Origin of the sequence: Paenibacillus vandeheii, assembly GCF_030433635.1 — a bacterium.
GTDB lineage: Bacteria > Bacillota > Bacilli > Paenibacillales > Paenibacillaceae > Paenibacillus > Paenibacillus vandeheii.
Map to the genome: position 1 here is coordinate 400,544 of NZ_JAROCD010000001.1, position 25,131 is coordinate 425,674.

Here is a 25,131-nt window from a genome sequence, read left to right on the forward strand (position 1 = left end):
ACGTTATAATCTCATCCCTCAGAGAGTTGGCGTTTGGTGCAAGCCAATGGTTGAGTTATAGCCGAATATCTCCCCGGAGAAGTGACGCTGAAGCGGTGAAGTATTGGCCGTGTGTAAGCGAAACCGTGAGCCGAACGTTATATCGGCACCCTGCTGTAGTCAAGCGGGGCATAAGCGCTGTTGATGACAGAGCATACCCAATTTATGTTGGATGTGGTTTGTGATGAACAGAATTAGGGTGGTAACGCGAGCACAACCTCGTCCCTTTCCAGGGATGAGGTTTTTTTGTGTCCAAAAAAAGCAGCGAACGTGCAGGGGACCTCAAGGCGAACGCCCATGAGGCCCGAAGGTGCCTCAAGGAGAGAGCCACCGCCGGGGGAGCGAAGCGCCCGGCAACGGGCCTCACCAAGGCGAACGCCCATGAGGCCCGAAGGGACCTCAAGGAGAGAGCCCACCGCCGGGGGAGCGAAGCGCCCGGCAACGGGCCTCACCAAGGCGAACGTGCATGAGGCCCGAAGGGACCTCAAGGAGAGAGCCCACTCGCCGGAGGAGCGAAGCGTCCGGCAGCGGGCCTCACCAAGGCGAACGTACATGAGGCCCGAAGGTGCCTCAAGGAGAGAGCCCACGCCGGAGGAGCGAAGCGTCCGGCAGCTCCCCCCACTAGTAAGGCCCGGCGGCGTTCCCGGAGGGGACAGCCGCAAAAGGGCCGACTCCAACATACACCCCTTCGCAAACGCCGCCGCAGGTCTCGCCAAAGACAACCCATCCCGGGTGTCCAGAGGGCGGAGCGCCTATGGGGTCCCCCTTGGTAAGGGGGATTTAGGGGGATTGAAACGCTTTTTGTGGACGGTCCACAATCTAACACAGTTGAAAGGAAGAGATAATCATGCAACGAGTTGACGTCAAAGAGAAAGCACGCGCCAGAGAACTACGCGTGTTAAACAAATGGAAAACAGAGAATACATTCCAAAGATCCATCGAAAACCGGGAAGGCAAGCCGAACTTCGTATTTTACGAGGGACCGCCTACAGCCAATGGAAAACCGCATATCGGTCACGTACTCGGACGGGTCATCAAGGATTTCGTAGGACGTTATAACACGATGAAAGGATACCGCGTCGTTCGTAAAGCAGGCTGGGATACACATGGTCTGCCTGTAGAGCTGGGTGTTCAGAAAAAGCTGGGGATCTCCCACAAGTGGGAAATCGAAGATTACGGCGTGGAGAAATTCATTAACGAATGTAAAGCGAGCGTGTTCGAATACGAGCAACAATGGCGTGATCTGACGGAAGGGATCGGCTACTGGACGGACATGAATAATCCGTATATCACACTCGACAACAATTACATCGAAAGTGTGTGGAACATTCTGGCGACGATTCATGAAAAAGGCCTGCTGTACCGCGGTCACCGTGTGAGTCCGTACTGTCCTTCTTGTCAGACTACACTTAGCTCCCATGAGGTAGCGCAAGGGTACAAGGACGTCAAGGACCTCAGTGCTACGGCCAAATTCAAGCTCGATGACAGCGGCGAATTTGTGCTTGCCTGGACAACAACGCCTTGGACATTGCCATCACACGTTGCGCTGGCCGTGAACCCGGATATGGATTACTCCCGTGTTCGTCAGGACAACGAAGTTTATATCATGGCGACCAATCTGGTTGAAAAGGTTATGAAGGACGCCAAAGGTGAATATGAAGTGATCGGTTCCCTGAAAGGGTCCGATCTGGTTGGCAAAACGTATGATCCTCCGTTCAACTACGTGCAGGCTGAGAAAGCAAACATCATCCTGGGTGCAGGCTTTGTAACCGATGCAAGCGGTACAGGGATTGTACACATGGCACCTGCACATGGTGAAGATGACTATCGTGTATGTCGTGAGAATGGCATCAGTTTTGTGAACATGGTGGATCTGGAAGGCAAGTTTGTCCCACAGGTGACTGATTTTGCCGGACGTTTTGTAAAGGATTGCGATATTGATATCGTGAGGTACCTCTCGGAAAAAGGACGTTTGTTTAGCAAAGAAAAATATGAGCACAGCTATCCGTTCTGCTGGCGTTGTGATACACCTCTTCTGTACTATGCTATGGACAGCTGGTTTATCCAAACAACTGCAATCAAGGATCAACTGATCGCTAATAACAGTGAAGTAGACTGGTATCCAGGCCACGTTCGTGATGGGCGCTTCGGCAAGTTCCTTGAAGATCTTGTGGACTGGAATATCAGCCGTGACCGCTATTGGGGAACGCCACTGAACATCTGGGTGTGTGAAGAGACAGGTGAACAATTCGCCCCGCATAGCATCGCTGAACTGCGTGCCCGTGCCATTGGCGACGTGCCTGAGAATCTGGAACTGCATAAGCCGTATGTAGATGACGTCAAAGTCATGAGCTCTTGTGGCAAATATGAAATGAAACGTACACCGGAAGTGATCGATGTCTGGTTCGACAGCGGCTCCATGCCGTTTGCCCAGCAGCACTATCCATTTGAAAATAAAGAAACATTCGAACAGCAATATCCGGCAGATATGATCTGTGAAGGAATTGACCAGACACGGGGCTGGTTCTACAGCTTGCTGGCGGTGTCTACCCTTTTGACTGGCAAAGCGCCTTACAAAGCAGTTATGGCAACAGGACACGTTCTTGATGAGAATGGACAGAAGATGTCCAAATCCAAAGGCAACGTTATCGATCCATGGGAAGTGATTGAAGAATACGGTACAGATGCATTCCGCTGGGCTTTGCTGTCTGACAGCGCACCATGGAACAGCAAGCGTTTCTCCAAAGGCATCGTGGGCGAAGCGAAATCCAAAATGGTGGATACGCTGGTCAACACCCATGCATTCCTGACGCTCTATGCTACGATTGATGGATTTGATCCACAGGAGCATCCGTTCAAGCTGTCTTCACACAACCTGGATCGTTGGATCTTGTCAAGACTGAACAGCCTGATTCTCGTTGTAGAAAAAGCGCTGGCTGTTAACGACTACCTGAACTCTTCCAAAGCTATCGAAGCATTCGTGGATGAGCTCAGTAACTGGTACATCCGTCGTTCCCGTGACCGTTTCTGGGGCAGCGGATTGACAGAAGACAAACTGGACGCCTACCGTACATTGACCGAAGTGCTGGTAACTACAGCCAAGCTCGTGGCTCCGTTCACACCGATGCTTGCAGAAGATATCTATCTGAATCTGACTACTGGTGAGAGTGTGCACATGGATGATTATCCGGTTGCCAATGAAGCGTTGATTGATTTGGATCTGGAGCAGGATATGGAGACAGCTCGCCGAATCGTTGAACTTGCCCGTAACGTTCGTAACGAAACAGGCATCAAGACACGTCAACCGTTGTCCGAACTGATCGTTTCTCTGGATAAAGGCTTTGATCTGGCAAGTTATGAAGAGATCATCAAGGATGAGATCAATGTCAAAAGTATTCGTACCGAGCATGACGATGCGGACTTCGTTGATTTCACTTTGAAGCTGAATCTGAAAGTAGCAGGCAAAAAATACGGTAAAAACGTAGGCTTCCTACAGAACTTCTTCAAGGGAATGTCAGCGGATGAGACTCGTAAAGTGGTGGCAGAGGATGTGCTGAACGTCGTTTCTCCTGAAGGCGAAGAGCTGCAAGTGACGGGTGAAGAACTGCTCGTGGAGAAACAAGCCAAATCCGGTTTTGCCTCAGCATCGGGCTATGGTCTGACGGTAGCTCTCAATACGGAGATTACAGCAGAACTCGAACAGGAAGGCTGGGTCCGTGAAGTCATTCGTGCAGTTCAAGATACGCGGAAGAAGCTGGATCTGCCGATTGAGAAAAGAGTACGTTTGATGCTGGATGTGGACGCTGCTCTTCAAGCAGCGATTCAGGCCTTTGATCATGTGCTGCGTGAGAATGTGCTCGTTACCGAGGTAACCTTCGGAACAAATGATTCGATGCAGCGTATTGAAGCCGGAGGCAAAGCCATCGGAGTATATATCGAGGGGTAATACAGTGATTTTCACGTAAGGCGGTCCTGGAGAAAGGATAGCTTTGTCAGACTTTAACGGGGACAGAGTAACTCTATTTCAAATAGGACAGTATATAGAGACAGACATGCCAACGAGCCTCAGATGCAGGAGAAGAATCCTGTGTCCTGGCTCGTTTGGTTTTTCAGCAAATGGGCAATGATTTCTATTGTGCAGACACTCTATATACATCAAAGGAACTGAGTAAATTATGAACGAACAGGATAGCCAATCGCCATCGAATTCAGAATCCACGCATTCCAAGAATGCGGAGGACAAAATTGAAGAGCTTCATACGCTCACCAACCGGCTCGCCAATGAACTCGAACGTTCGCGGATCGCGCAGTACACAGAATTGCTGAACCGGCCATGGAAGCTGATTGGACTTAATCTATTGTCCGGAGCAGCACGCGGCGTGGGGATCGCAATCGGGTTTACCTTTTTTGCAGCCACGATCATTTATGTGTTACAGGTTCTTGGGGCCCTTAATCTGCCCATTGTAGGTGATTACATTGCAGATATTGTGCGAATTGTGCAACGACAGTTGGAGTTAAACACCTATTAGGCTCCTAAGCAATTAATACGAGTCGTCCGAATCGAAATCCGGTTCTAACAGGCCTTCGCCTTCACGGTTCTCCAGATACTGTCGATATTGCCGATTGCGCACGATGGACACATCATGACCGTAGATATCGGTTGCAACAAAGCTCTCATATGCCTCAACGCAGCCCTCGACCTCGTCTGTGGCTTCAATCGCCATAACATCATAACTGTCGATGTCCCGTCCCTCAGCCATGGCTGGCGTGTTGGAGGTACCCCAACTTTCAACAATCTGCCACGCATCTTCACCGTCGAAACCGTTCTGGTCATCACGTTCATCCAGGCTTGTGCGGCCAAAGGCCGGAGCGAGGAATTCTTCCTCTACAGGACGATTCTCAGAGACAACGGTTTCGGGTTGATGCTTTTTGCAGTACTTGGTGTAAGGAACAGCCTGCATACGTTCATAAGGGATAGGTTGCTGACACACGGCACAAGTCCCATAATGGCCTTCTTCGATGGAATGCAGGGCAGAATCAATACGCTCCAGTTGAAACTCATCATGCTCCAGCAGCGAAATATCCTTTTCGCGTTCATACATTTCGGTAGCGATATCACCCGGATGGTTGTCAATCGGTGATAATTCACCTGTCTGGAGTTTCATGGAGTCACCAAGGCCATAATGTTCGTTCTGCTCCAGTCTATGTTCAATATCACGCTTTTCGGTTATCAGTTGGGAACGTAACAATTGCAGTTGCTTGGCAGTGAAATGTGACATCGTTTTCCCCTTTCTGTTCCGTGTGGACTCCGGATTTTGACTCGGTTGTAGGATGTGCCATTTCGTGCAGAATTACAGGAGGGAAATGTTATCGTTTTTGCCATCCGTACTGCGACGTACCGCGTCGTGGACGATTTCCAAACAGCTGTGCTACAATGAATAAGTCTGGCGTTAAGCCTGGTATCGTTTGGAAAAGACAAGAACGGAGTGACAAACAAACGTGGTGTATTATATCCTCGCTTTTATCGTATTTTTAGTCGATCAGGGAACGAAGTTCCTAATTGCAACCCGGATGGAACTTAGAGATGAAATTCCGGTGATTGGCAATTTCTTTGTCATCACATCACATCGCAACTCAGGTGCAGCCTTTGGTATTTTGCAGGATCAACGCTGGTTCTTTATTGTGGTTACACTGGTTGTCGTGGTGGCTTTGGTTTGGTATTTGCAAAAGGTAAAAGATACTCCGCACAAATTGCTGCCCGTGGCGCTTAGTTTAGTGCTTGGGGGAGCCATTGGTAACTTCCTGGATCGGGCTTTGACCGGAGAGGTTGTCGATTTTATCCAGCTTAATTTTGGAAGCTACACGTTTCCCATTTTCAACATAGCCGATTCTGCGATCTGTATCGGAGTGGTACTGATCATTGTGGAAACGTTGCTTGAAGGACGGCGCGAGAAAGCTGCCGCAAAGGTCGAAGGGAATGAACATCATGAGTAAATCGCAAAATGAAGAACAGATTAACGGAGATATGTCAACACATGACGATGAACTCTTGAATGGCAATGATCGTATGGAATGGACGGTTGCCGCAGAACATAATAGGGAACGAATTGACAAATATATTACAGAATCAATGGATAACGTATCGCGCTCTCAAGTTCAATTGTGGATTGGAGACGGGTTCGTAACGGTGAATGGGGCTAAAGTTAAAGCTAACGCTAAATTATCTGAAGGTGATCAGATAGAGCTTCTGATTCCAGAACCGACGACTGTGGAGATTATTGCTGAAGACATTCCGCTTGAAGTGGTATATGAAGACAGTGATTTGATCGTTATTAACAAACAGCGTGGCCTTGTTGTCCATCCTGCACCTGGGCATACGTCCGGAACACTTGTTAATGCACTGATGTATCACTGCAAAGATCTCTCCGGTATTAATGGAGAGCTGCGTCCCGGAATCGTGCATCGGATTGATAAGGACACCTCAGGTCTGATTATGGCTGCCAAAAATGATCGTGCTCATGCCTCGTTGGCCGCTCAGCTCAAAGAGCATAGTGTGAATAGAAGATATATTGCACTCGTTCATGGGCATCTTAGCCATGATCAGGGTACGATTGATGCACCGATTGGTCGAGATACCAATGATCGCAAAATGTACACCGTTACAGAGCGGAACAGTAAACATGCGGTCACGCATTTTACTGTCACGGAGCGCATCAATGACTACACATTGTTGGAACTGAAGCTGGAGACAGGACGTACTCACCAGATTCGTGTTCACATGAAGTTCATTGGTCATCCGCTTGTTGGAGATCCTACGTATGGTCGTAATAAAGGGATCAAAATGCAGGGACAGGCTCTGCATGCTGCGATTCTCGGTTTTGTACATCCAACGACCGGAGAATACCTTGAGTTTACAGCGCCGCTTCCGCAGGATATGGAAGATGTTCTGGCCTCACTACGTAGTCGCTGACAGCTCGAGAAAGTACAAATGTTCGGAACATTTGTCCATGGTTTTGAACGCGCAAATGCTTCATATTTAAGTGTAGAAATTTGCGTCAAATGAGGAGATGAACAAAATCATGAGTATCGATAATTATCAGGAAACGTACATTCAGACTAATTTTGCCGACCGTATTGGCGGCTCCAACTATGGTAAAGACACCAACATCTATAAATTCGAGAAAATCAAACGTGCCAAAGCTTCGGCTAAAAAAGATTTTCCCAATGTAGAACTGATTGACCTTGGCGTAGGTGAGCCGGACGAAATGGCAGATGCAGGCATCGTAGCTGCATTGGCGGAGCAAGCCTCCAAACCAGAAAACCGTGGTTATGCGGATAATGGTATTCCGGAATTCAAGGAAGCGGCTGCTGCTTACCTGAAAAATGTATTTAATGTAGAGGGTATCGACCCATCAACTGAAATCGTGCATTCCATCGGTTCCAAACCGGCTTTGGCTATGATGCCATCCTGCTTCATCAATCCAGGTGATGTAACGATCATGACGGTGCCAGGATATCCGGTTATGGGTACACACACCAAATACCTGGGTGGGGAAGTATTCAACATTCAATTGACCAAGGAGAACAACTTCCTGCCTGACCTGACGGCCATTCCGGAAGATATCGCAAAACGTGCGAAGTTGCTCTATCTGAACTATCCGAATAACCCAACGGGTGCGAGTGCAACGGTGGAGTTCTTTACGGAAGTGGTTGAATGGGCGAAGAAATACAGCGTTGTCGTTGTACATGATGCTCCATATGCAGCACTGACTTATGACGGCAAAAAACCGTTCAGCTTCCTGTCCGTACCTGGTGCGAAGGATGTTGGCGTAGAGCTGCACTCCTTGTCCAAGTCCTACAACATGACAGGCTGGAGAATTGGTTTTGTAGCAGGTAACCCGCTTGTCGTAAAAGCATTCAGTGACGTGAAAGACAACAATGACTCCGGTCAGTTCATCGCGATCCAGAAGGCTGCTGCCTATGGATTGAACCATCCGGAAATCACGGAAAAAATCGCCGAGAAATATTCTCGTCGTCACGATCTGCTTGTAGCTGCACTGAATGAGCTGGGCTTCCAGGCTGAAAAACCTAAAGGTTCCTTCTTCCTGTATGTTGAAGCGCCAAAAGGGATTGTGGGTGGCCGCCGCTTTGAATCCGGCGAAGACTTTTCCCAATTCCTGATCCGTGAGAAACTGATTTCTTCGGTTCCTTGGGATGATGCCGGTAACTTTGTTCGTTTCTCCGTTACCTTTGAAGCTAAAGGGGAAGAAGAAGAGAAACGTGTTATCGCTGAAATTAAACGCCGCCTGAGCGACGTGCAATTCGAATTTTAATTTAAGTTCACATCATCATAATGATGTAGCTAAAAGAGACCGAAAACGGTCTCTTTTTTGTGCCAAGAATATAAAAATTTTCTTTTAATCCCTTTACAAAATTATACAAGCAACATATGATAAGATCTTTACGTTATGTATTTAGTCAGAAGTTGCTTTTGAAGGGAGTTATGGAAATTGTTATCATCACGTACCAATACCGTGTCCACACCTGCTGCAGGAACAGGTAATACCTTTTCAGGTTTGCTTAAACTGTTGAGGCCGAAACAATGGACCAAAAATTTGCTGTTGTTTGCCGCGCTGCTATTTTCTTTTGAAGAAATTCGGACGGAGACCATTCTAACGACTTTGCTAGGTTTTATTTTATTTAGCCTGGTTGCAGGCTGCGTTTATATTCTTAACGATTATGTTGATCGCGACAGAGATCGTCAGCATCCGGTGAAGAAATTCCGACCACTTGCTTCTGGACAGGTCAACCCGGCTCACGCCCTGCTATTCGGAATTCTGCTGTTGATTCTTTCCGTTGGGACAGCCTTCGTGATGAACCCGTTATTCGGGATGTTATGTATCGTTTATTTCCTATTGAATGTATCGTACTCATTTGTGCTGAAACATCTCGTTATTTTGGATATGATGACCATTGCGGCTGGATTTGTGCTTCGTGCGATTGCGGGCGGTGTGCTGATCCATGTCCCATTTACACCGTGGTTCCTCATCTGTACGATGCTGCTGTCCCTGTTCCTGGCTATTGGCAAACGAAGAAATGAACTTACCCTGCTTGAGGGAAATACCGGTTCACACCGTAAAGTATTGGACAACTATTCAATAACGTTATTGGATCAGTTCAATACGATCGTCACGACTGCTACCATTATCAGTTATTCGCTTTTTACGTTCACATCCGATCGCACCATTCATTTAATGTGGACGATTCCATTAGTCATATACGGCATGTTCCGCTATCTGTATCTGATTCATATGAAGAACCAAGGTGGTTCGCCGGATCGCGTTCTGTTTGAGGACAAGCCCATCTTAATCACGGTCATTTTGTATGTCATAAGTGTTATTTCGATTTTTGCTATTTTTGAATAAAAGCTAGAGTCTGGAAGGCAGAGGGGGATCAAGGTGAAAAGCACGAAAATCGCCATCTTTGATATTGATAAAACGATTATACGCAGAGACTCCATGTTTCAGTTTGTACATTACGGCGTTCGGCGTTACCCATCGCAGGTATGGAGATTGCCTGTCATTGCATTTCATACCGCGCTGTTCAAGGCAGGTCTAATGACCGTTGAACGTGTCAAACGTTCCTATTTCAAGAGTATTGAGCGTATGTCCGAAAAAGATTTGGAGCATTTTTTTGACACACGACTTCGTACTGCCATTTTTGCGGAGGCAAGTGTAGAAATGCAGCACCGTAAGGAAGCAGGCTATCACGTACTGCTGGTGACCGCATCTCCGCATGCCTATATGAAATATTTTAAAAATTTCCCCTGGGTGGATCATGTCATTGGTACCGATTTGGTTCGTCACCCGAATGGCTATACCTGTAGGATTGAAGGCAGCAATTGCAAGGGGGATGAGAAGGTTCGCCGAATTCAGGCCTATTTGGATGAGAAAAAGATGGTGATTGATTATGATCAGTCCTGCTCCTACTCCGACTCCTTATCCGATCTTCCAGTGATGCAGTTGGTAAGTCAGCGATATTTTATTAACAAGCGCGTGCCAGAGATGGAGGCATTGTCGTGGGGGAGATAAGAGGGCGCCATACAGGCAAGTTATTGATGTTGGTCTCCGCCTTTCTTACAGCGACGGGCCAACTGTTCTGGAAGTGGGGTCTGACTGAGTGGATCTATTTGGGCATCGGCTTTCTTTGTTATGGACTGGGTGCCATTTTGATGATCAAGGCGTTTGCTTTGGAAAAACTGTCTGTAGCCTATCCTTTGATGTGTGCCAGCTACGTGTTTGCGCTGATCTATGGATATTTTTTGCTAGGAGAAGAAATTACGGTGCAGAAGTTGGCGGCTGTCGTGCTGCTTGGAATCGGGGTGACATTGACCAGTGTTGATCGATAGCTGGATGATTGCTGTACTGATTGCAATGACCTTGTGTGGAGCGATGGGGGGAGCAGGTTTGAAAGCCTACGCCACCAGCCGCAAAAAGCTGCATGTCCTAATGGGGCTTGGATTCTACGGTACAGGTGCGCTGCTGAACATTGTATTGTTGAAATTTCTTCCGTTAACGGTTGTACTGCCTGCCAATGCGCTAACGTATGTGTGGACACTCATTATAGCGCGGTTTGCCTTTAAGGAGAACGTAGGCCCTTTGCGCTGGATAGGTATCGCATGTATTATAGGCGGGTTGTGTTTATTGGTTTTCTAGAAAATTGAAACTGGATGTGAACGCATGAAATTTATGGACTACATATTTGTTAATCGCAGAACCAATTGGACGGCATTTTGCCTGTTTGCGGGTTTTGCTCTTTTTTACGCTCTCATGAATGGACCTTACGTGACGTACATAGCGAATAACGCAGAGCTTCTAGGGTCATACACGCCATTTAGTACGATGCAGTTTCCACTTAATTTATTTAACTTCGACCCTTCCATGTATTATGGAGACAACAGTTCTTCGGTGATTCATCCGTTAATTTCGTTCCTGGCGGTTACGCTTGGAGCGGGTGCTCAACTGTTAGGCGGGAATTGGTTCTTTCTAATCCTGCAATCACTTGTGAATGCGGGCTCGGTTGTGCTGGTATTTCTGTTTTTGAGTCAAAAAGAGAAACAAACCACCATACCTTTACTTTTCGCTTTAATGTTCGGTTTCAGCTCGTATCTAATGTTTACCGCGTTGATTCCGGATTCTTATTCGTATGTACAGTTTGTTATCCTGCTCTCTGTGCTGTATATGCAATACACCCGTGAGCGGAAAGATGTCCGTTACATCCCAAATGCGCTGCTGGCATCCATTAACTTCGGACTGACGTCGACTAACATTGTACCATTTGCAGCCGCCATGTTTTTCAACTTGCGGACGTGGCGTAACAAGTCGGGTTGGAAAAAGTATATCGGGATTATGGCTCTGGCTGTTGCTTTTATCGTAGTATTGACAGGGGTTCAGTACATCGCGTTTGGCGGTCGCAGTTGGGTCAGCAATTGGTTACTCGGTATTCAAAATGGGGGCACAAGCTATGCCACTCCATTCCAGTTCGCAGTTCATTGGAAGGCTATAGGCTTGCTAACGATTAATCCGATGCTGTCACCGAAAGTGCATTTGCTGGACCCGGGCATGGTAGCGTTTGTAACGGACCTGTCCCGTTCCAATCCGATCTATGTGCAGCTCACGGGTATTTTTATCCTGCTGCTGGCGCTCACTGGGTTTATTAAGGGCATCCGTGAACGGGAAGTGTGGACTCTTGCGCCATACATTCTGTTTGCATTTGTACTTCATATCGTTGTTGGCTTCGGGCTGGCGGTATTTCAATACGATATGTACCTGTATGCAGGACACTATCTGTTTGCGTTTTTCCTACTTGGTGGGGGCTTCGTCATCGGTCTTCGTTCGGGACTGGGCAAAAAAGTGCTAATAGGCTTGATTATGCTGTCTGTTCTCGTTACCGCAGGGAATAACATCTATCGTCATGTAGAAACATTAACAACGATTAAGCAATCCTATGAACAGTTGGAACAGGAACGTACAGTGAAATAATCAGACATTTTAATTATCCTATACACCGAGACAAGGCCATTGGATTTACAGTCCAATGGCCTTGTCTCTTTGAGCATGATTCATTCGGTATGTGCAGGTTGGTTTAAAAACCAAAAGACCCTCTGCATTCATGACGCAGAGAGTCTTTCGGACGATTTAAGCAATAATTTTGGTCTTCTTGGCATTCTCGGCTGAACGTTTGGTGAGACTGCTGAGTGGACGTTTCAAAGCGAGGGCGACGATAAGACTCAGCGCGATGAATATGCACAACCACAGAATATCCTTGAGGGCAGTAGACCACAAGATGCCGCCGACCGACTCACGCAGCAAACTGATCGCATACGTGAAGGGCATGAACGGATTCAATGCCTGGAAAAAAGGTGATGTCATGCTGATCGGAAATGTACCGCCCGAGCTGGAGAACTGGAACACCATGAAGATGATGGCGATCCCTTTGCCGATATTCCCAAAAACGGACAGCAGGGTGTACGTTATGGTGACAAACACGGCACTCACCAGCATGGCAAACAGGACAAACCACAACTTATCTGCGACGTATGTTCCGAGAATCAGGATGTCTCCCAGGCTGACACAGACCGCTTGCAGCGATCCAATGGTCAGAAAAGTAGCAAGACGTCCGAGATACAACTCATATCCCCGGAACTTGCCTTCCGGATTCTCGGCTTCGGCTCGAAGCAGGGAGATCAGCAGCGTTGAACCAACCCACAAAGATAGCACGCCATAAAAAGGTGACATTGCCGATCCATAATTCGGAATCGGGTAAAGCTGCTGTTCCTTGATTTGTACTGGACTTGCAAGGAAAGCACTCTCTTCTTCAATGTCTCCGCGCAAAAGCTTGGCGAGTTCGGCAAACTGGTTATTGCCTTCCACTTCCCTAAGCTTGTCTGCAGCCTTGCTGATGGCACTTTCCAATGCGGGCAGGTCATCACGTACAAGCGTGGCAACACGATGTACTCCTTTTTCGACCTCTGGCAGCTGGTTCTGTACAAAATCAGATGCCTTGCCGATCTGTTTCTCGGCATTAGGCAGATCGTTCCGAACAAAATCAGCCGCTTCGTTCAGCTTGCTTCCCAGCTTGGGCAGATCGTTCCGAATTAATGAAGACACAGTATTCAGAGCTTGGATAAAGCCTTCACTTTTGTTCGCGAGTGTCTCCGATATTTCATGGATCTTAGATTGTATTTGAGGCAGTTCGCTCTGGATTTTCGTCAACTCGGTCTGCCCAAACGTAATCCCTTCTTTGGCTGACGCAAGAATGTCCTTAATATCCGGAATTCGATCTCTGGCCCCCTGTAGTGCATCTGCTGAAGTGGAGAGGATAGACCTGAGTTTATCCGCACCAGCCGCAAGTGCAGGTGATATTTCGCTATCGTAGCTGTTCAGGATATTGCCAATGCCGCTGCTAATGTCCTTGGAGAGGGCATTTAACTGAGCGATGACGTCGGCAGGCGGAGTTGTATTGCGACGCATCGCATCACTGATGATCCCAGCCAGGCGGATTTGCAGCTTAAGTTTATCAGAAATAGTGTTCAGTTGCGTAATTTTATCGCTCAGTGGATGGCTAGGAAGCAAATTGTCGATTTTGCTGAGTAATTCCGCCATACTGTCAACGAGTTTTACCGCAATCCCCAAGCGGGAAGCGATCCGGTCCAAATCCTCTGCTGTCGGCAGTTTACTAAGGTCCGAATTTTGCAATTGCCCAAATACGTCTGCCGCAGCGTTAGCAATTTGCTGCACCAGCAGCAGGTTTTGCCGGATCGCCGGGCCGATAGCCTGAAACGCTTCTTCACTGGAATCCACAAACTGATTCAAGCCCTCGGCCAGCTCAATCCCGTTGCCCGCGATTTGGGATACTTTGTCCAGATCTTGCTCTGCGGCCGTTACGATTGACAGAGCTTTGCCGGTTTTATCCAGAGCCGTTTGGATGACACCTGATACTTGACCAAAGTTTGCATCCACTTCTTGAATACGTTCTACGGCTTTTTGAATATCGGGAATCCGCCCCTGAATAGCTAACACTTCGGAAGCTGCATCATTAATTTGGGGCCAGTACTCCTGCACCTTGAGCACATATTGTGCGGCTTCATTGATTTCGGGCAGTTTTTTTTCGATTTCAACGATCTTTTGAGCATCTTTTACAATACCAGGCATGGCTTTTTCCACTTCCAGTACCTTTTGACCTGCAGCTTGTATAGCGGGAAGATTTTTCTCCAGCGTGAAAATGCCATTCTCCATCTTGCGCAAGGTTGGAAGCTGGGCATTGATTTCAACTCCGGCTTCCTTCAACTTAGTTAGGACAGCCTCACTGACGGCTTCAGTGAAATTTTCATTGATTTGTGTTGTTATGGCTGATACTCCGGAGCCTGTGATTTTTGGAGCAATGGCATTAACCTTCTCATTAACGGTATAGATTACCTCTGGGCGCTCCAGCTTACCGTCAACGATACCTGTAATTTTGGATGAAAAGTCCTCGGGAATGAGCAGGCTTGCATAATACTCTCCTGTTTGTACACCCCGATCAGCCTCAGCCTGGCCCACAAAAGTCCATCCCAGCTTTTCATTCTGTTTCAGGCTGGATACCAGTTCGTCTCCGATATTGACGCTGGTTCCCGCAACAGTTGCACCTTTGTCCTCGGTTGTCACCGCAATTTTAATCCCCTGGGTGTTACTGTACGGGTCCCAGACAGATTTTACGTTAACCCAGTCATACACTCCCGGCAGTAAAATAATAGCCACGATTAGAAAAATACCTGTGGGAACCTTTAGAATATGCAACCAGTCTGTTTTGTAAATGTGCCAAATGTGACGCATAACTTCCTCCTAAATGTAAATAAATGTAGATCTTATCTTATTTCTATGTCGCATATTTTGTAAATCCTTATGTATATCGGCTTTATTGCAGCTTCAATGAATTGTTTCATGTTTATAAACTTTACCCATTTCACAGCGTACTAATGCAGAGCCTTTATGTATTCCGTGTTTCTGGACGTTGAACTCTAGAACTTGAAGATATGGATCGCATTAAATATGCTATCAAAACTTAAGGCAGTTAAGGCTAAACTCAACGAATGTTTTAAAAGGGAGGGCTCTGTCTCCACGTTAAAAATAGTCGGAGGATTATTTTGGCGGTAAGATTCTCCTTAATTTCTTATGGATAAATATACAGTTTTATTGTATAATTATGAATAACGAATGAGATGTGATGTGTTTGGATGTTTTTCAGCCTAACTGCTGATTCTAAGAGGAATACAGTAGAGGAATTTCGCCTGTGATGTTGAGGTGTTGACAGAGGGTTGTCTTTCTGTCATAATTCATGAAGATAAACGGACATATTGAATACAGTACCCTGTGAGGTCCTGCAATATGAACGACATGAATAGCACCTTTAAATCAGTCCCGTGAGACTGGCAAGGTAACGTGAACGATACATCGTTTTTTGCTGCGGCAAATGAAGCGATGCATCCCGAGAGTAAACTTTCTTCAGAGCGGTCTGAAGTTCGGAGACTCCTTGCCAATAAACACGGCAAGGAGTCTTTTTTGTTCTCCTCGTCACGGGGCCATGATCTGAAAGGTAAATCCTGAGGAGGCTGAACGCATGAGCACAGAGACACATGTCATTATGGATGAAACCGCGATCCGCCGCGCATTAACACGGATTGCCCATGAGATTTTGGAAAAAAACAAAGGCATTGAGGGCTGTGTACTGATCGGTATTCGAACACGGGGTGTATACCTCGCAGAACGGATTGCCGCCAAGATTGAAGAAATCGAAGGTACACCGATCCCTTGGGGAGAGCTCGATGTGACCCCTTATCGCGATGATCGCTTGGATGAAAATAAAGCGAATCGCAAGGAACTGTTGACGATGACCCCTGAATCACTTTCGATTCATAACAAAAAAGTGATTTTGTTCGATGATGTGCTCTATACCGGACGGACGATTCGCGCAGCGATGGATGCCCTGATGGACTGTGGAAGACCACAGAACATCCAACTGGCGGTTCTCGCGGATCGCGGACACCGGGAACTTCCGATTCGACCTGATTTTATCGGCAAGAATGTACCGACTTCCAAATCAGAGGAGATTGAGGTTGCACTCATCGAAACGGACGGAACGGACGAGGTCAAAATCATTCAGAACCGGGGGGAACAGGCTTGATGATTACACAACCTGCATTGAAGGACCGGAGCTTGCTTGGCCTTAAGGAACTTAGTCGCGATGAGATCGAATCCATTCTGAACAGAGCAGCACACTGGGAAGCCCAGAAGGAGAAACTGGTTCCAGTACTGGAATCGCACTTTGTAGCTAACATGTTCTTCGAGAACAGCACGCGCACTCGCTTCTCGTTTGAGATGGCTGAGAAACGTCTGGGTGCACAAGTGCTGAACTTCACGGCGGCTGCATCAAGCGTGGAGAAAGGTGAATCCATCTATGATACGGTACGCACACTGGAGTCCATGGGCATTGACGCTGGGGTGATTCGGTTGAAACCATCAGGTGTTTTACAACAACTGGCTCAGAAAGTAAATGTTCCACTGGTGAATGCCGGAGATGGGAATAACGAGCATCCTACACAAGCGCTGCTGGATCTCTACACGATGCGGAAGGCATTTGGTGAACTGAAAGGTTTGCGTGTGTCGATCATCGGAGACATCCTGCACAGCCGGGTAGCCCGCTCCAATCTGTGGGCACTGCAAAAATTTGGTGCAGATGTGCGCTTCTGCGCACCGCAAACGATGCAGGCACCGGAACTCGCAGAACATGCGCCTTATGTAGGTCTGGAAGAAGCGCTGGATGCGGATGTAGTCATGATGCTCCGAGTTCAACTCGAACGTCATAAACACGGCCTGATTACTTCGGCTGAGGATTATCGCGAACACTACGGATTGACGGAAGAACGGGCGTCACGCCTGAAACCAAGCACAATTATCATGCACCCTGCTCCAGTGAACCGCAATGTTGAGGTAGATGATGCGGTAGTGGAGAGCGCAGCATCGCGGATCTTCCCACAGATGGCTAACGGTGTTCCAATCCGCATGGCGGTCTTGGAACGTGCGATGAAACGGTAACAGGGTCTGGCTGTGGGTCATAGGCTGACGGGACGGAAGTTCTTATAGGGCAATGTGAGGGTACACGATAAAAATCATCCGGCTTGTCTGGCAAGTCGGACAGAACCGAAGCGGAGGGCAATTATGCTACAGATTATAAAAAACGCGAACATCTTGAATCAACAAGGGGAACTTGAACGGAAAACGATCATTATAGATGAAGGAAAAATTCAAAAGATCGCTGGAGTGGAAGATGAAGCGGTACTGACAGCAGAGCAATCAGCGCATAGCGTAACCGATGCTTCAGGCAAACTGGTTATTCCCGGTTTGATTGATATGCACGTGCATCTGCGTGAACCTGGATTCGAGCATAAAGAGACGATCGAGACGGGTGCCCGTTCGGCAGCGCAAGGCGGTTTTACAACGATTGCCTGCATGCCGAACACAAGACCGGTAACCGATAATGCGGATGTCGTTAAGTTGGTTTTGGATAAAGCCAAAGAAGCCGACCTGGTGAAAGTACTGCCTTATGCAGCTATTACGAAGAACGAGCTTGGACGTGAACTTACGGATTTTGCCGCTTTGAAAGAAGCGGGTGCGATTGGATTCACGGATGATGGCGTAGGCGTACAAAACGCTCAAATGATGAAAGATGCCATGAGCCTCGCAGCAAGCATGGATATGCCAGTCATTGCTCACTGCGAAGACGACTCATTGGTAGTTGGCGGATATGTGACGGAAGGCGATTTTTCGAAGCGTCACGGTATCAAAGGTATCCCGAATGAATCCGAGGCTATCCACGTAGGCCGTGATATCCTGCTTGCAGAAGCAACGGGAGTTCACTACCACGTCTGCCACGTAAGTACAGAGCAGTCGGTTCGCCTGATTCGCCTGGCGAAGTCCATCGGCATTAAAGTAACTGCTGAGGTATGTCCACACCATCTGGTATTGTCCGATGAAGATATCCCGGGCATGGATGCCAACTGGAAGATGAACCCGCCTCTTCGCTCACCACGCGACGTGCAGGCTTGTATCGAAGGTTTGCTGGACGGAACGCTGGACATGATCGTTACGGACCACGCGCCGCACAGCGAAGAAGAGAAGGCAAAAGGCATGGAGCTGGCACCGTTCGGTATCGTCGGATTCGAAACAGCCTTCCCGCTGCTGTACACGAAGTTTGTGGAAACAGGGCTCTGGAGTCTGGACTTCCTCGTCAAACGCATGACAGCTGACCCGGCACGGGTATTCCGACTGGATACTGGTAAGCTGGAAGAGGGAGCACCTGCGGACATCACTATGATTGATCTGAATCAGGAACAAGTGGTTGATCCGGCAGCTTTTGCTACCAAAGGAAGAAACACGCCATTCACAGGCTGGAAGCTGAAAGGCTGGCCGGTACAGACATGGGTGGACGGCAAAAGCGTGTGGAACAGCACTGTACAACAATAAAACAGTACCTTAGTAACTCAATAAACCATTAAATAAATCATTAAACTTTTACAACATCTTTAACTTATAAAAACAACAAGTAATTTCTATAACTCTAAACTTACAATTTTTACATCAGTACCATCTTTACAACAAACTCGAGGCAGATCATGCCGAGAGTTCAACATACGAAACAAAGAAAAGTTGAATAATGCTTTTGAACATGGACACCAACGTAACTGCGGAGTGGGCAGAAAGAACCCGAAGAAGCAAAGCGTTCGCCTTTATCACCGGATTACACCATTTGAAGAATGGGATCAAAGTAATCCGGGGATAACAGCGATCAAAGGGTTTTCTGCCCACGGAGCCGCACCAAACGTAACGTCCCCCATGTTCAACTCAAAGTATTCAACGGTTGATAAACACAGAGGAGTGAAATGGGATGCAGGCACAGGCAAGATTATTGTTGGAAGACGGCACACTGTTCACCGGGAAAGCGTTCGGTGCTGAAGGTGAAACAACAGGTGAGGTCGTTTTTAATACGGGAATTACAGGCTATCAAGAGGTGCTTTCGGATCCTTCTTATTGCGGTCAAATCGTAACCATGACGTATCCACTGATTGGTAACTACGGCATTACGCGTGACGACTTCGAGTCGATTCGTCCGTTCGTACACGGTTTTGTGGTACGTCGTCATGAGCCGACACCAAGTAACTGGCGTGCGGAATACAGCGTAGACGATTTGCTTAAAGAGTATGGCATCGTAGGGATCAGCGAGATTGATACACGGATGCTGACTCGCCGGATTCGTCACCACGGCACAATGAAAGGAATTCTCACAACAGGATCGAAACCTGTGGAAGAGTTGCTGGAGATGATGGAAGACACCAGCATCGCTGAGCTGCGTAACCAGGTTCCTATGACTTCTACTCAACATGTCTACAACAGCCCGGGAACGGCTGAACGCATTGTCTTGGTTGACTACGGTGCAAAAACAGGGATTTTGCGTGAACTCAGCAAACGCAACTGTGACGTTGTCGTGGTTCCGCATGATGTAACAGCGGACGAAATTCGCCGCATGAACCCGGATGGCATTCAGCTGTCCAATGGCCCTGGGGACCCGAAAGACGTACCTCACGCGGTTAAAATGATCAGTGAACTGCTCGGCGAATATCCGATCTTCGGGATCTGCCTGGGTCACCAACTGTTCGCACTTGCTGCAGGAGCAGACACAGAGAAACTCAAGTTTGGACACCGCGGCGGAAACCACCCGGTCAAAGAACTGGAGAGTGGACGTTGCTTCATCACATCTCAGAACCATGGTTACACCGTAAACGAAGAGTCCGTGAAAAATACGGAGCTTGAAGTGACACATATCAACAATAACGACAAGACCATTGAAGGTCTGAAACATAAAACATTCCCGGCATTTTCCGTACAGTATCACCCGGAAGCAGCCCCAGGACCATATGATAACAGCTATCTGTTCGACCGCTTCATCGAGATGATTCGGGAGCACAAGATCACTCACCCGCAACAGCCGCGTCAAGCCGTACTGGCAGCCGCAGTGAAAGGAGCACAATAACATGCCGATTAACAAAGATCTCAAAAAAATCCTGGTGATTGGTTCAGGTCCAATCGTCATCGGTCAAGCGGCCGAGTTCGACTATGCCGGTACACAAGCATGCCAGGCACTGAAAGAAGAAGGCGTGGAAGTTGTACTCATCAACAGCAACCCGGCTACGATTATGACGGATACCAACATGGCTGACAAAGTATACATTGAGCCAATTACACTGGATTTTGTAACGCAAATCATTCGTCAGGAACGTCCAGACGGTTTACTGCCAACCCTTGGCGGTCAAACGGGTCTGAACATGGCCGTGGAACTGGCACGTGCTGGCGTCCTTGAACGGGAGAATGTCAAACTGCTCGGAACACAGCTCACATCCATCGAGAAAGCGGAAGACCGTGACTTGTTCCGTGATCTGATGCGCGAACTGGAACAGCCTGTACCTGAGAGTGTAATCGTAACAACACTTGAGGAATCACTTGATTTTGCCAATGAGATTGGATACCCAATCATCGTTCGTCCAGCCTACACGCTTGGCGGAACAGGCGGCGGGATCTGTGCCAACGAAGAAGAACTGCGCGAGACCGTAGCAGCAGGTATTCGCTATAGCCCGATCGGTCAATGTTTGGTCGAGAAGAGCATTGCAGGCATGAAAGAAGTCGAGTATGAGGTTATGCGTGACAAAAACGATAACTGTATCGTCGTCTGCAACATGGAAAACTTTGACCCGGTAGGTGTTCATACAGGTGACAGTATCGTTGTGGCACCAAGCCAGACGCTGTCTGACCGTGAATATCAAATGCTGCGCTCCGCATCCCTGAAAATCATCCGTGCCCTCAACATTGAAGGTGGATGTAACGTACAGTTTGCGCTTGATCCGCACAGCTTCCAATACTATGTTATCGAAGTTAACCCACGGGTAAGCCGCTCTTCGGCACTGGCTTCCAAAGCAACGGGTTATCCGATTGCCAAGATGGCTGCCAAAATTGCCATGGGTTACACCCTGGACGAAATTGTGAACCCGGTAACGGGTCAAACGTATGCATGCTTTGAGCCAACACTGGACTATATCGTGAGCAAAATCCCACGCTGGCCATTCGACAAGTTTATCTCGGCAAACCGCAAACTGGGTACACAGATGAAAGCGACAGGCGAAGTTATGGCGATTGGCCGGACATTCGAAGAGTCGATTCACAAAGCGGTTCGTTCCCTGGAAATCGGCGTACACCGTCTGTATCTGAAAGATGCCGAAACACTTGATGAAGAAACGCTGAACGAGCGTTTGGTCAAAGCCGACGATGAGCGTATCTTCCTGATCGCTGAAGCCTTCCGCAGAGGTTATACATTACAACAGCTTCAGGATCTTACGAAAATTGACTGGTGGTTCCTGGATAAACTCGAAGGTCTGATCGCATTCGAAGATCGCATTCGCGAGGAATCCGAATTATCCTCCGAAACTTTGTATCAAGCGAAGCGTCTGGGCTTCACTGACCGTGCCATTGCTGAGCTGCGTGCTGAAGGGCAACCAGGTGGTACGCTGACGAAAGAAGCTGAAGTAAGAGCACGCCGTGAAGAGGAAAACCTTCGCCCAGTGTACAAAATGGTAGATACGTGCGCTGCTGAGTTTGAAGCAACAACGCCATATTACTACTCTACTTACGAAACTGAGAATGAAGTCATTCCTTCAGACAAGAAAAAAGTGGTAGTTCTTGGTTCCGGTCCAATCCGGATCGGTCAAGGGATTGAGTTCGACTACTCGACAGTTCACGCAGTATGGGCTTTGCAAAAAGCAGGCTATGAAGCAGTTATCATCAATAATAACCCGGAGACGGTGTCTACGGACTTTAATACATCGGATCGCTTGTACTTTGAACCTCTGTTCTTCGAAGATGTTATGAACGTGATCGAACAGGAACAGCCTGTAGGTGTTATCGTACAGTTTGGTGGTCAAACAGCAATCAACCTGGCAGCACCGCTGCGTGCTGCTGGTGTAACGATTCTCGGAACAGATCTGGAAAACATTGATGAGGCGGAAGATCGCAAGAAGTTTGAGCGTCTGCTCTCTCGTCTGGAAATTGCACAACCCAAAGGTAAAACAGTTATTTCGGTAGATGATGCGGTCGAAACGGCTCAAAGCCTGGGTTATCCGGTACTGGTTCGTCCTTCCTACGTACTCGGCGGTCGTGCAATGGAGATTGTATACTCCGATGCCGAATTGCTGACATACATGGAACAGGCTGTTAAAATCAATCCGGAGCATCCGGTCCTGATTGACCGCTACATGATGGGTAAAGAGGTTGAGGTTGACGCGATCTGTGATGGTGAAACGGTATTGATTCCGGGCATCATGGAGCATATCGAGCGCGCAGGGGTTCACTCCGGTGACTCCATCGCAGTTTATCCGCCACAGCACCTGTCCCAGGATTTGAAAGAGAAAATTGTTGAGATTACAATCAAGATTGCAAAAGAACTGAAAACGATCGGTTTGGTTAACATCCAGTTTGTTATCCATGACGGCCAAGTGTACATCATCGAGGTGAACCCGCGTTCATCCCGTACCGTACCTTTCCTGAGCAAAGTAACCAACATTCCGATGGCGAATCTGGCAACACAAGCCATTCTGGGCGTGAAGCTGAAAGACCTCGGTTATGTCGATGGTCTGTGGCCTGAGTCGGATCATGTTTCCGTCAAAGTTCCGGTCTTCTCCTTCGCGAAGCTGCGTCGTGTAGAACCAACCCTTGGACCTGAGATGAAATCCACAGGTGAGGTTATGGGTCGTGATCCGAATTACGCCAAAGCGTTGTTCAAAGGTCTTATCGGTGCAGGCATGAAGATCCCGGCTACGGGAGCGATCGTGGTAACGGTAGCGGACAAAGACAAAGAGGAAGCTGTTCCACTGCTTGCAGGTTTCTACAGACTGGGATACAAAATCATGGCTACCGGAGGAACGGCAGCTGCGCTTGAAGCAGCGAACATTCCGGTGACGACGGTGAACAAATTAAGTGAAGGTTCGCCAAACATTCTCGATATGATTCGCAGCGGCGAAGCAAACTTTGTGTTCAACACGCTGACCAAAGGCAAAACGCCGCAGCGTGATGGATTCCGTATTCGTCGTGAGGCGGTAGAGAACGGCATCGTATGTATGACTTCACTGGATACGATCCGTGCCCTGTTGATCATGCTGCAAACGATCAATTTCTCCTCTGAGGCTATGCCGGCCCTTGTAAAATAAATAAGACGATTTGTCACTGATCAAGGACATCAGTCAGCCTTCGGGCTGGCGGGATGTCCTTTATATCGGGCAAAAACGGAAAAATTGAACTTGTGGAAGGAGCGCTGGACTATGAATCACCCGAATTTCAACGAAATGGCTGGCCGTCTGATGGTGGCACTCGATTATCCCGGAGCGGAGCAGGCGCAGGAATTGGTACAAGCTCTCGAAGGCATTCCCTGTTATCTGAAGGTGGGCATGCAGCTCTTTTACGCCGCTGGCCCGGACTTCATTCGGGAACTGAAGTCGAAGGGATACTCGGTATTCCTTGACGTGAAGATGCATGATATTCCAAACACGGTTCGTGGGGGTGCTGAAAGCATAACCCGTCTGGGTGTGGATATGTTCAATGTGCATGCAGCTGGAGGCACAAGCATGATGCGTGCTGCCCGTGAAGGCGCAGAGGCCGCTCTGGCTGCTGATCCTTCTCTGCGCAGACCTGAGATTATTGCGGTTACTCAGCTGACCAGTACCAGTCAGGAAACGATGAATGCCGAGATCGGAATCCAGGGAAGTGTTGAGGCAGCGGTAGTCCGTTATGCAGGACTGGCCCTTGAGGCAGGTCTGGATGGCGTTGTTGCTTCCCCGCTGGAAGTACCTGCGATCCGCGCAGCCTGTGGCAGTGATTTTCACACGGTCACACCAGGCATTCGTCCAGCAGGAAGTGGCCTCGGAGACCAGACTCGTGTCCTGACGCCGGGTGAAGCCATTGCCAGAGGCAGCCATTACATCGTCGTAGGCAGACCAATTACGGGCGCTCCCCATCCGCGTGAAGCGGCAGAAACCATTTTGAAGGAGATGTTGAACGCATGATCGAACTTACTAAAATTCCTAACCATATTGCTTCCCAACTATTAAAAATTAAAGCGGTGGCGCTGCGTCCGCAGCAGCCATTTACCTGGACATCCGGCATCAAATCACCAATCTACTGTGATAACCGCCTAACGATGTCTTATCCCGAGATTCGCAACGACATTGCTGAAGCCTTTGCTGCGATCATTCGTGATCAATACCCCGATGCAGAAGTCATCGCAGGTACTGCAACCGCAGGTATCCCGCATGCTGCATGGGTGGCCCAGAAGCTGAATCTTCCGATGGCTTACATTCGTGATAAAGCCAAAGGACATGGCAAAGAGAACCTGATTGAAGGTCTGATCACCGAGGGGCAAAAGGTTGTTGTTATTGAAGACCTGATCTCGACTGGGGGCAGTTCAATCAAAGCGGCAGAAGCGGTACGAGTAGCCGGGGCAACTCCCCTTGCAGTACTGGCCATTTTCAGCTATCAGCTGGACAAAGGCATTCAGGCTTTTGAAGAAGCGGGAATTCCGCTGCAAACCCTGTCCAACTACACTGCTTTGATGGATGTGGCGTTGGCTGAGGGCACAATCCAGGAGAGTGATTTTGAACTGCTCAAATCCTGGCGTGAAGATCCTTCTTCATTTGGTAAATAATATCATTCACAGTGGATTGAACGGTTTGCTTGTGAACGGTATCAAAATTGTAATGATTGCCGCCATAGAGGCAAATTCATCGAATATTCAAGAGGCATCCCGTACTTCGGGGTGCTTTTTTGGTTTGTTCATCAAAATATTAACTTTTTCGCTGGAACGTTGTAAAAAGCTTGTAACTTTTAGTTGTGATCGGTCGTTTATAATGCAGTGTAGTATGGAATAGATTTCTATTTTTAGTGTCTTGATGAAGTAAACGGG

The 25,131-nt window shown here is 48.1% G+C and carries 19 protein-coding genes and 1 other annotated feature (1 of these 20 running past the window's edge); of the genes, 17 read left to right on the top strand and 2 right to left on the bottom strand.

The genetic code is table 11. The features are described from left to right. Positions 1-269: a binding site (T-box leader), on the top strand; it begins 23 nt to the left of the window's first position. A 617-nt stretch (positions 270-886) separates the two neighbouring features. Beyond that, positions 887-3,985 (top strand): isoleucine--tRNA ligase, encoded by a 3,099-nt coding sequence (gene ileS / locus P5G61_RS01765; protein ID WP_301243838.1) that lies wholly within the window; start codon positions 887-889, stop codon positions 3,983-3,985. Positions 3,986-4,214: 229 nt separating this feature from the next. Further along, complete coding sequence (locus P5G61_RS01770) at positions 4,215-4,568, top strand: DUF5665 domain-containing protein (protein ID WP_053784183.1); 354 nt, start codon at positions 4,215-4,217, stop codon at positions 4,566-4,568. Positions 4,569-4,580: 12 nt separating this feature from the next. Here P5G61_RS01770 and P5G61_RS01775 read toward each other — a convergent pair whose 3' ends face one another. Continuing rightward, positions 4,581-5,318 carry a TraR/DksA C4-type zinc finger protein gene (locus P5G61_RS01775; protein WP_301243842.1) on the bottom strand — a complete coding sequence of 246 codons (738 nt, stop codon included), beginning with the start codon at positions 5,316-5,318 and terminating at the stop codon, positions 4,581-4,583. Positions 5,319-5,538: 220 nt separating this feature from the next. Between P5G61_RS01775 and lspA the strand changes: the two genes are divergently transcribed. From lspA to P5G61_RS01815, 8 genes are all read left to right on the top strand, one after another. Next, a complete protein-coding gene (lspA, locus tag P5G61_RS01780; protein ID WP_024628399.1) occupies positions 5,539-6,033 on the top strand; it encodes a signal peptidase II in 495 nt (164 codons plus the stop codon). Beyond that, positions 6,026-7,009 (top strand): RluA family pseudouridine synthase, encoded by a 984-nt coding sequence (locus P5G61_RS01785; protein ID WP_435874005.1) that lies wholly within the window; start codon positions 6,026-6,028, stop codon positions 7,007-7,009. The genes lspA and P5G61_RS01785 overlap by 8 nt, the downstream gene beginning before the upstream one ends. 109 nt (positions 7,010-7,118) lie before the next feature. After that, positions 7,119-8,372: an LL-diaminopimelate aminotransferase gene (locus tag P5G61_RS01790; protein ID WP_301243846.1), complete on the top strand. Its 1,254-nt coding sequence runs from the start codon at positions 7,119-7,121 to the stop codon at positions 8,370-8,372. A gap of 177 nt (positions 8,373-8,549) precedes the next feature. Beyond that, complete coding sequence (locus P5G61_RS01795; RefSeq protein ID WP_435874006.1) at positions 8,550-9,464, top strand: decaprenyl-phosphate phosphoribosyltransferase; 915 nt, start codon at positions 8,550-8,552, stop codon at positions 9,462-9,464. Between the two features lie 33 nt (positions 9,465-9,497). After that, positions 9,498-10,130: an HAD-IB family hydrolase gene (locus tag P5G61_RS01800; protein ID WP_301243847.1), complete on the top strand. Its 633-nt coding sequence runs from the start codon at positions 9,498-9,500 to the stop codon at positions 10,128-10,130. A 26-nt stretch (positions 10,131-10,156) separates the two neighbouring features. Further along, a complete protein-coding gene (locus P5G61_RS01805) occupies positions 10,157-10,447 on the top strand; it encodes an EamA family transporter (RefSeq protein ID WP_090810048.1) in 291 nt (96 codons plus the stop codon). Then, a complete protein-coding gene (locus P5G61_RS01810; protein WP_301243849.1) occupies positions 10,434-10,754 on the top strand; it encodes an EamA family transporter in 321 nt (106 codons plus the stop codon). The genes P5G61_RS01805 and P5G61_RS01810 overlap by 14 nt, the downstream gene beginning before the upstream one ends. A gap of 24 nt (positions 10,755-10,778) precedes the next feature. Then, the gene (locus P5G61_RS01815; protein WP_301243851.1) at positions 10,779-12,080 is read left to right on the top strand and encodes a DUF6080 domain-containing protein; all 1,302 of its coding nucleotides are present in this window, start codon (positions 10,779-10,781) and stop codon (positions 12,078-12,080) included. Between the two features lie 156 nt (positions 12,081-12,236). On the opposite strand, the gene P5G61_RS01820 is transcribed toward P5G61_RS01815, so the two are convergent. After that, positions 12,237-14,912, bottom strand: a complete 2,676-nt coding sequence (locus tag P5G61_RS01820; protein ID WP_301243853.1) for a YhgE/Pip domain-containing protein — start codon at positions 14,910-14,912, stop codon at positions 12,237-12,239. Between the two features lie 784 nt (positions 14,913-15,696). On the opposite strand from P5G61_RS01820, the gene pyrR reads away from it, so the two are divergent. The 7 genes from pyrR to pyrE all read left to right on the top strand — a co-directional run bounded on the left by pyrR (position 15,697) and on the right by pyrE (position 24,873). Further along, positions 15,697-16,260, top strand: a complete 564-nt coding sequence (gene pyrR / locus P5G61_RS01825; RefSeq protein ID WP_024631223.1) for a bifunctional pyr operon transcriptional regulator/uracil phosphoribosyltransferase PyrR — start codon at positions 15,697-15,699, stop codon at positions 16,258-16,260. Continuing rightward, positions 16,260-17,171, top strand: a complete 912-nt coding sequence (locus tag P5G61_RS01830; protein ID WP_301243857.1) for an aspartate carbamoyltransferase catalytic subunit — start codon at positions 16,260-16,262, stop codon at positions 17,169-17,171. The genes pyrR and P5G61_RS01830 overlap by 1 nt, the downstream gene beginning before the upstream one ends. A 123-nt stretch (positions 17,172-17,294) precedes the next feature. Continuing rightward, positions 17,295-18,599: a dihydroorotase gene (locus P5G61_RS01835; RefSeq protein WP_301243859.1), complete on the top strand. Its 1,305-nt coding sequence runs from the start codon at positions 17,295-17,297 to the stop codon at positions 18,597-18,599. Between the two features lie 421 nt (positions 18,600-19,020). Beyond that, complete coding sequence (gene carA, locus P5G61_RS01840; protein ID WP_024631220.1) at positions 19,021-20,163, top strand: glutamine-hydrolyzing carbamoyl-phosphate synthase small subunit; 1,143 nt, start codon at positions 19,021-19,023, stop codon at positions 20,161-20,163. A gap of 1 nt (position 20,164) precedes the next feature. Further along, positions 20,165-23,383 carry a carbamoyl-phosphate synthase large subunit gene (gene carB, locus P5G61_RS01845; RefSeq protein WP_301243862.1) on the top strand — a complete coding sequence of 1,073 codons (3,219 nt, stop codon included), beginning with the start codon at positions 20,165-20,167 and terminating at the stop codon, positions 23,381-23,383. A 111-nt stretch (positions 23,384-23,494) separates the two neighbouring features. Beyond that, positions 23,495-24,235: an orotidine-5'-phosphate decarboxylase gene (pyrF, locus tag P5G61_RS01850; RefSeq protein WP_301243864.1), complete on the top strand. Its 741-nt coding sequence runs from the start codon at positions 23,495-23,497 to the stop codon at positions 24,233-24,235. Then, positions 24,232-24,873, top strand: a complete 642-nt coding sequence (gene pyrE, locus P5G61_RS01855) for an orotate phosphoribosyltransferase (RefSeq protein ID WP_301243866.1) — start codon at positions 24,232-24,234, stop codon at positions 24,871-24,873. The genes pyrF and pyrE overlap by 4 nt, the downstream gene beginning before the upstream one ends. Positions 24,874-25,131: the final 258 nt, after the last annotated feature.

Coding starts and splice junctions, on each gene's coding strand:
- ileS (WP_301243838.1), top strand. CDS start 887: ATGCAACGAGTTGACGTCAAAGAGAAAGCACGCGCCAGAGAACTACGC.
- P5G61_RS01770 (WP_053784183.1), top strand. CDS start 4,215: ATGAACGAACAGGATAGCCAATCGCCATCGAATTCAGAATCCACGCAT.
- P5G61_RS01775 (WP_301243842.1), bottom strand. CDS start 5,318: ATGTCACATTTCACTGCCAAGCAACTGCAATTGTTACGTTCCCAACTG.
- P5G61_RS01785 (WP_435874005.1), top strand. CDS start 6,026: ATGAGTAAATCGCAAAATGAAGAACAGATTAACGGAGATATGTCAACA.
- P5G61_RS01790 (WP_301243846.1), top strand. CDS start 7,119: ATGAGTATCGATAATTATCAGGAAACGTACATTCAGACTAATTTTGCC.
- P5G61_RS01805 (WP_090810048.1), top strand. CDS start 10,157: ATGTTGGTCTCCGCCTTTCTTACAGCGACGGGCCAACTGTTCTGGAAG.
- P5G61_RS01815 (WP_301243851.1), top strand. CDS start 10,779: ATGAAATTTATGGACTACATATTTGTTAATCGCAGAACCAATTGGACG.
- P5G61_RS01820 (WP_301243853.1), bottom strand. CDS start 14,912: ATGCGTCACATTTGGCACATTTACAAAACAGACTGGTTGCATATTCTA.
- pyrR (WP_024631223.1), top strand. CDS start 15,697: ATGAGCACAGAGACACATGTCATTATGGATGAAACCGCGATCCGCCGC.
- P5G61_RS01830 (WP_301243857.1), top strand. CDS start 16,260: ATGATTACACAACCTGCATTGAAGGACCGGAGCTTGCTTGGCCTTAAG.
- P5G61_RS01835 (WP_301243859.1), top strand. CDS start 17,295: ATGCTACAGATTATAAAAAACGCGAACATCTTGAATCAACAAGGGGAA.
- carA (WP_024631220.1), top strand. CDS start 19,021: ATGCAGGCACAGGCAAGATTATTGTTGGAAGACGGCACACTGTTCACC.
- carB (WP_301243862.1), top strand. CDS start 20,165: ATGCCGATTAACAAAGATCTCAAAAAAATCCTGGTGATTGGTTCAGGT.
- pyrF (WP_301243864.1), top strand. CDS start 23,495: ATGAATCACCCGAATTTCAACGAAATGGCTGGCCGTCTGATGGTGGCA.
- pyrE (WP_301243866.1), top strand. CDS start 24,232: ATGATCGAACTTACTAAAATTCCTAACCATATTGCTTCCCAACTATTA.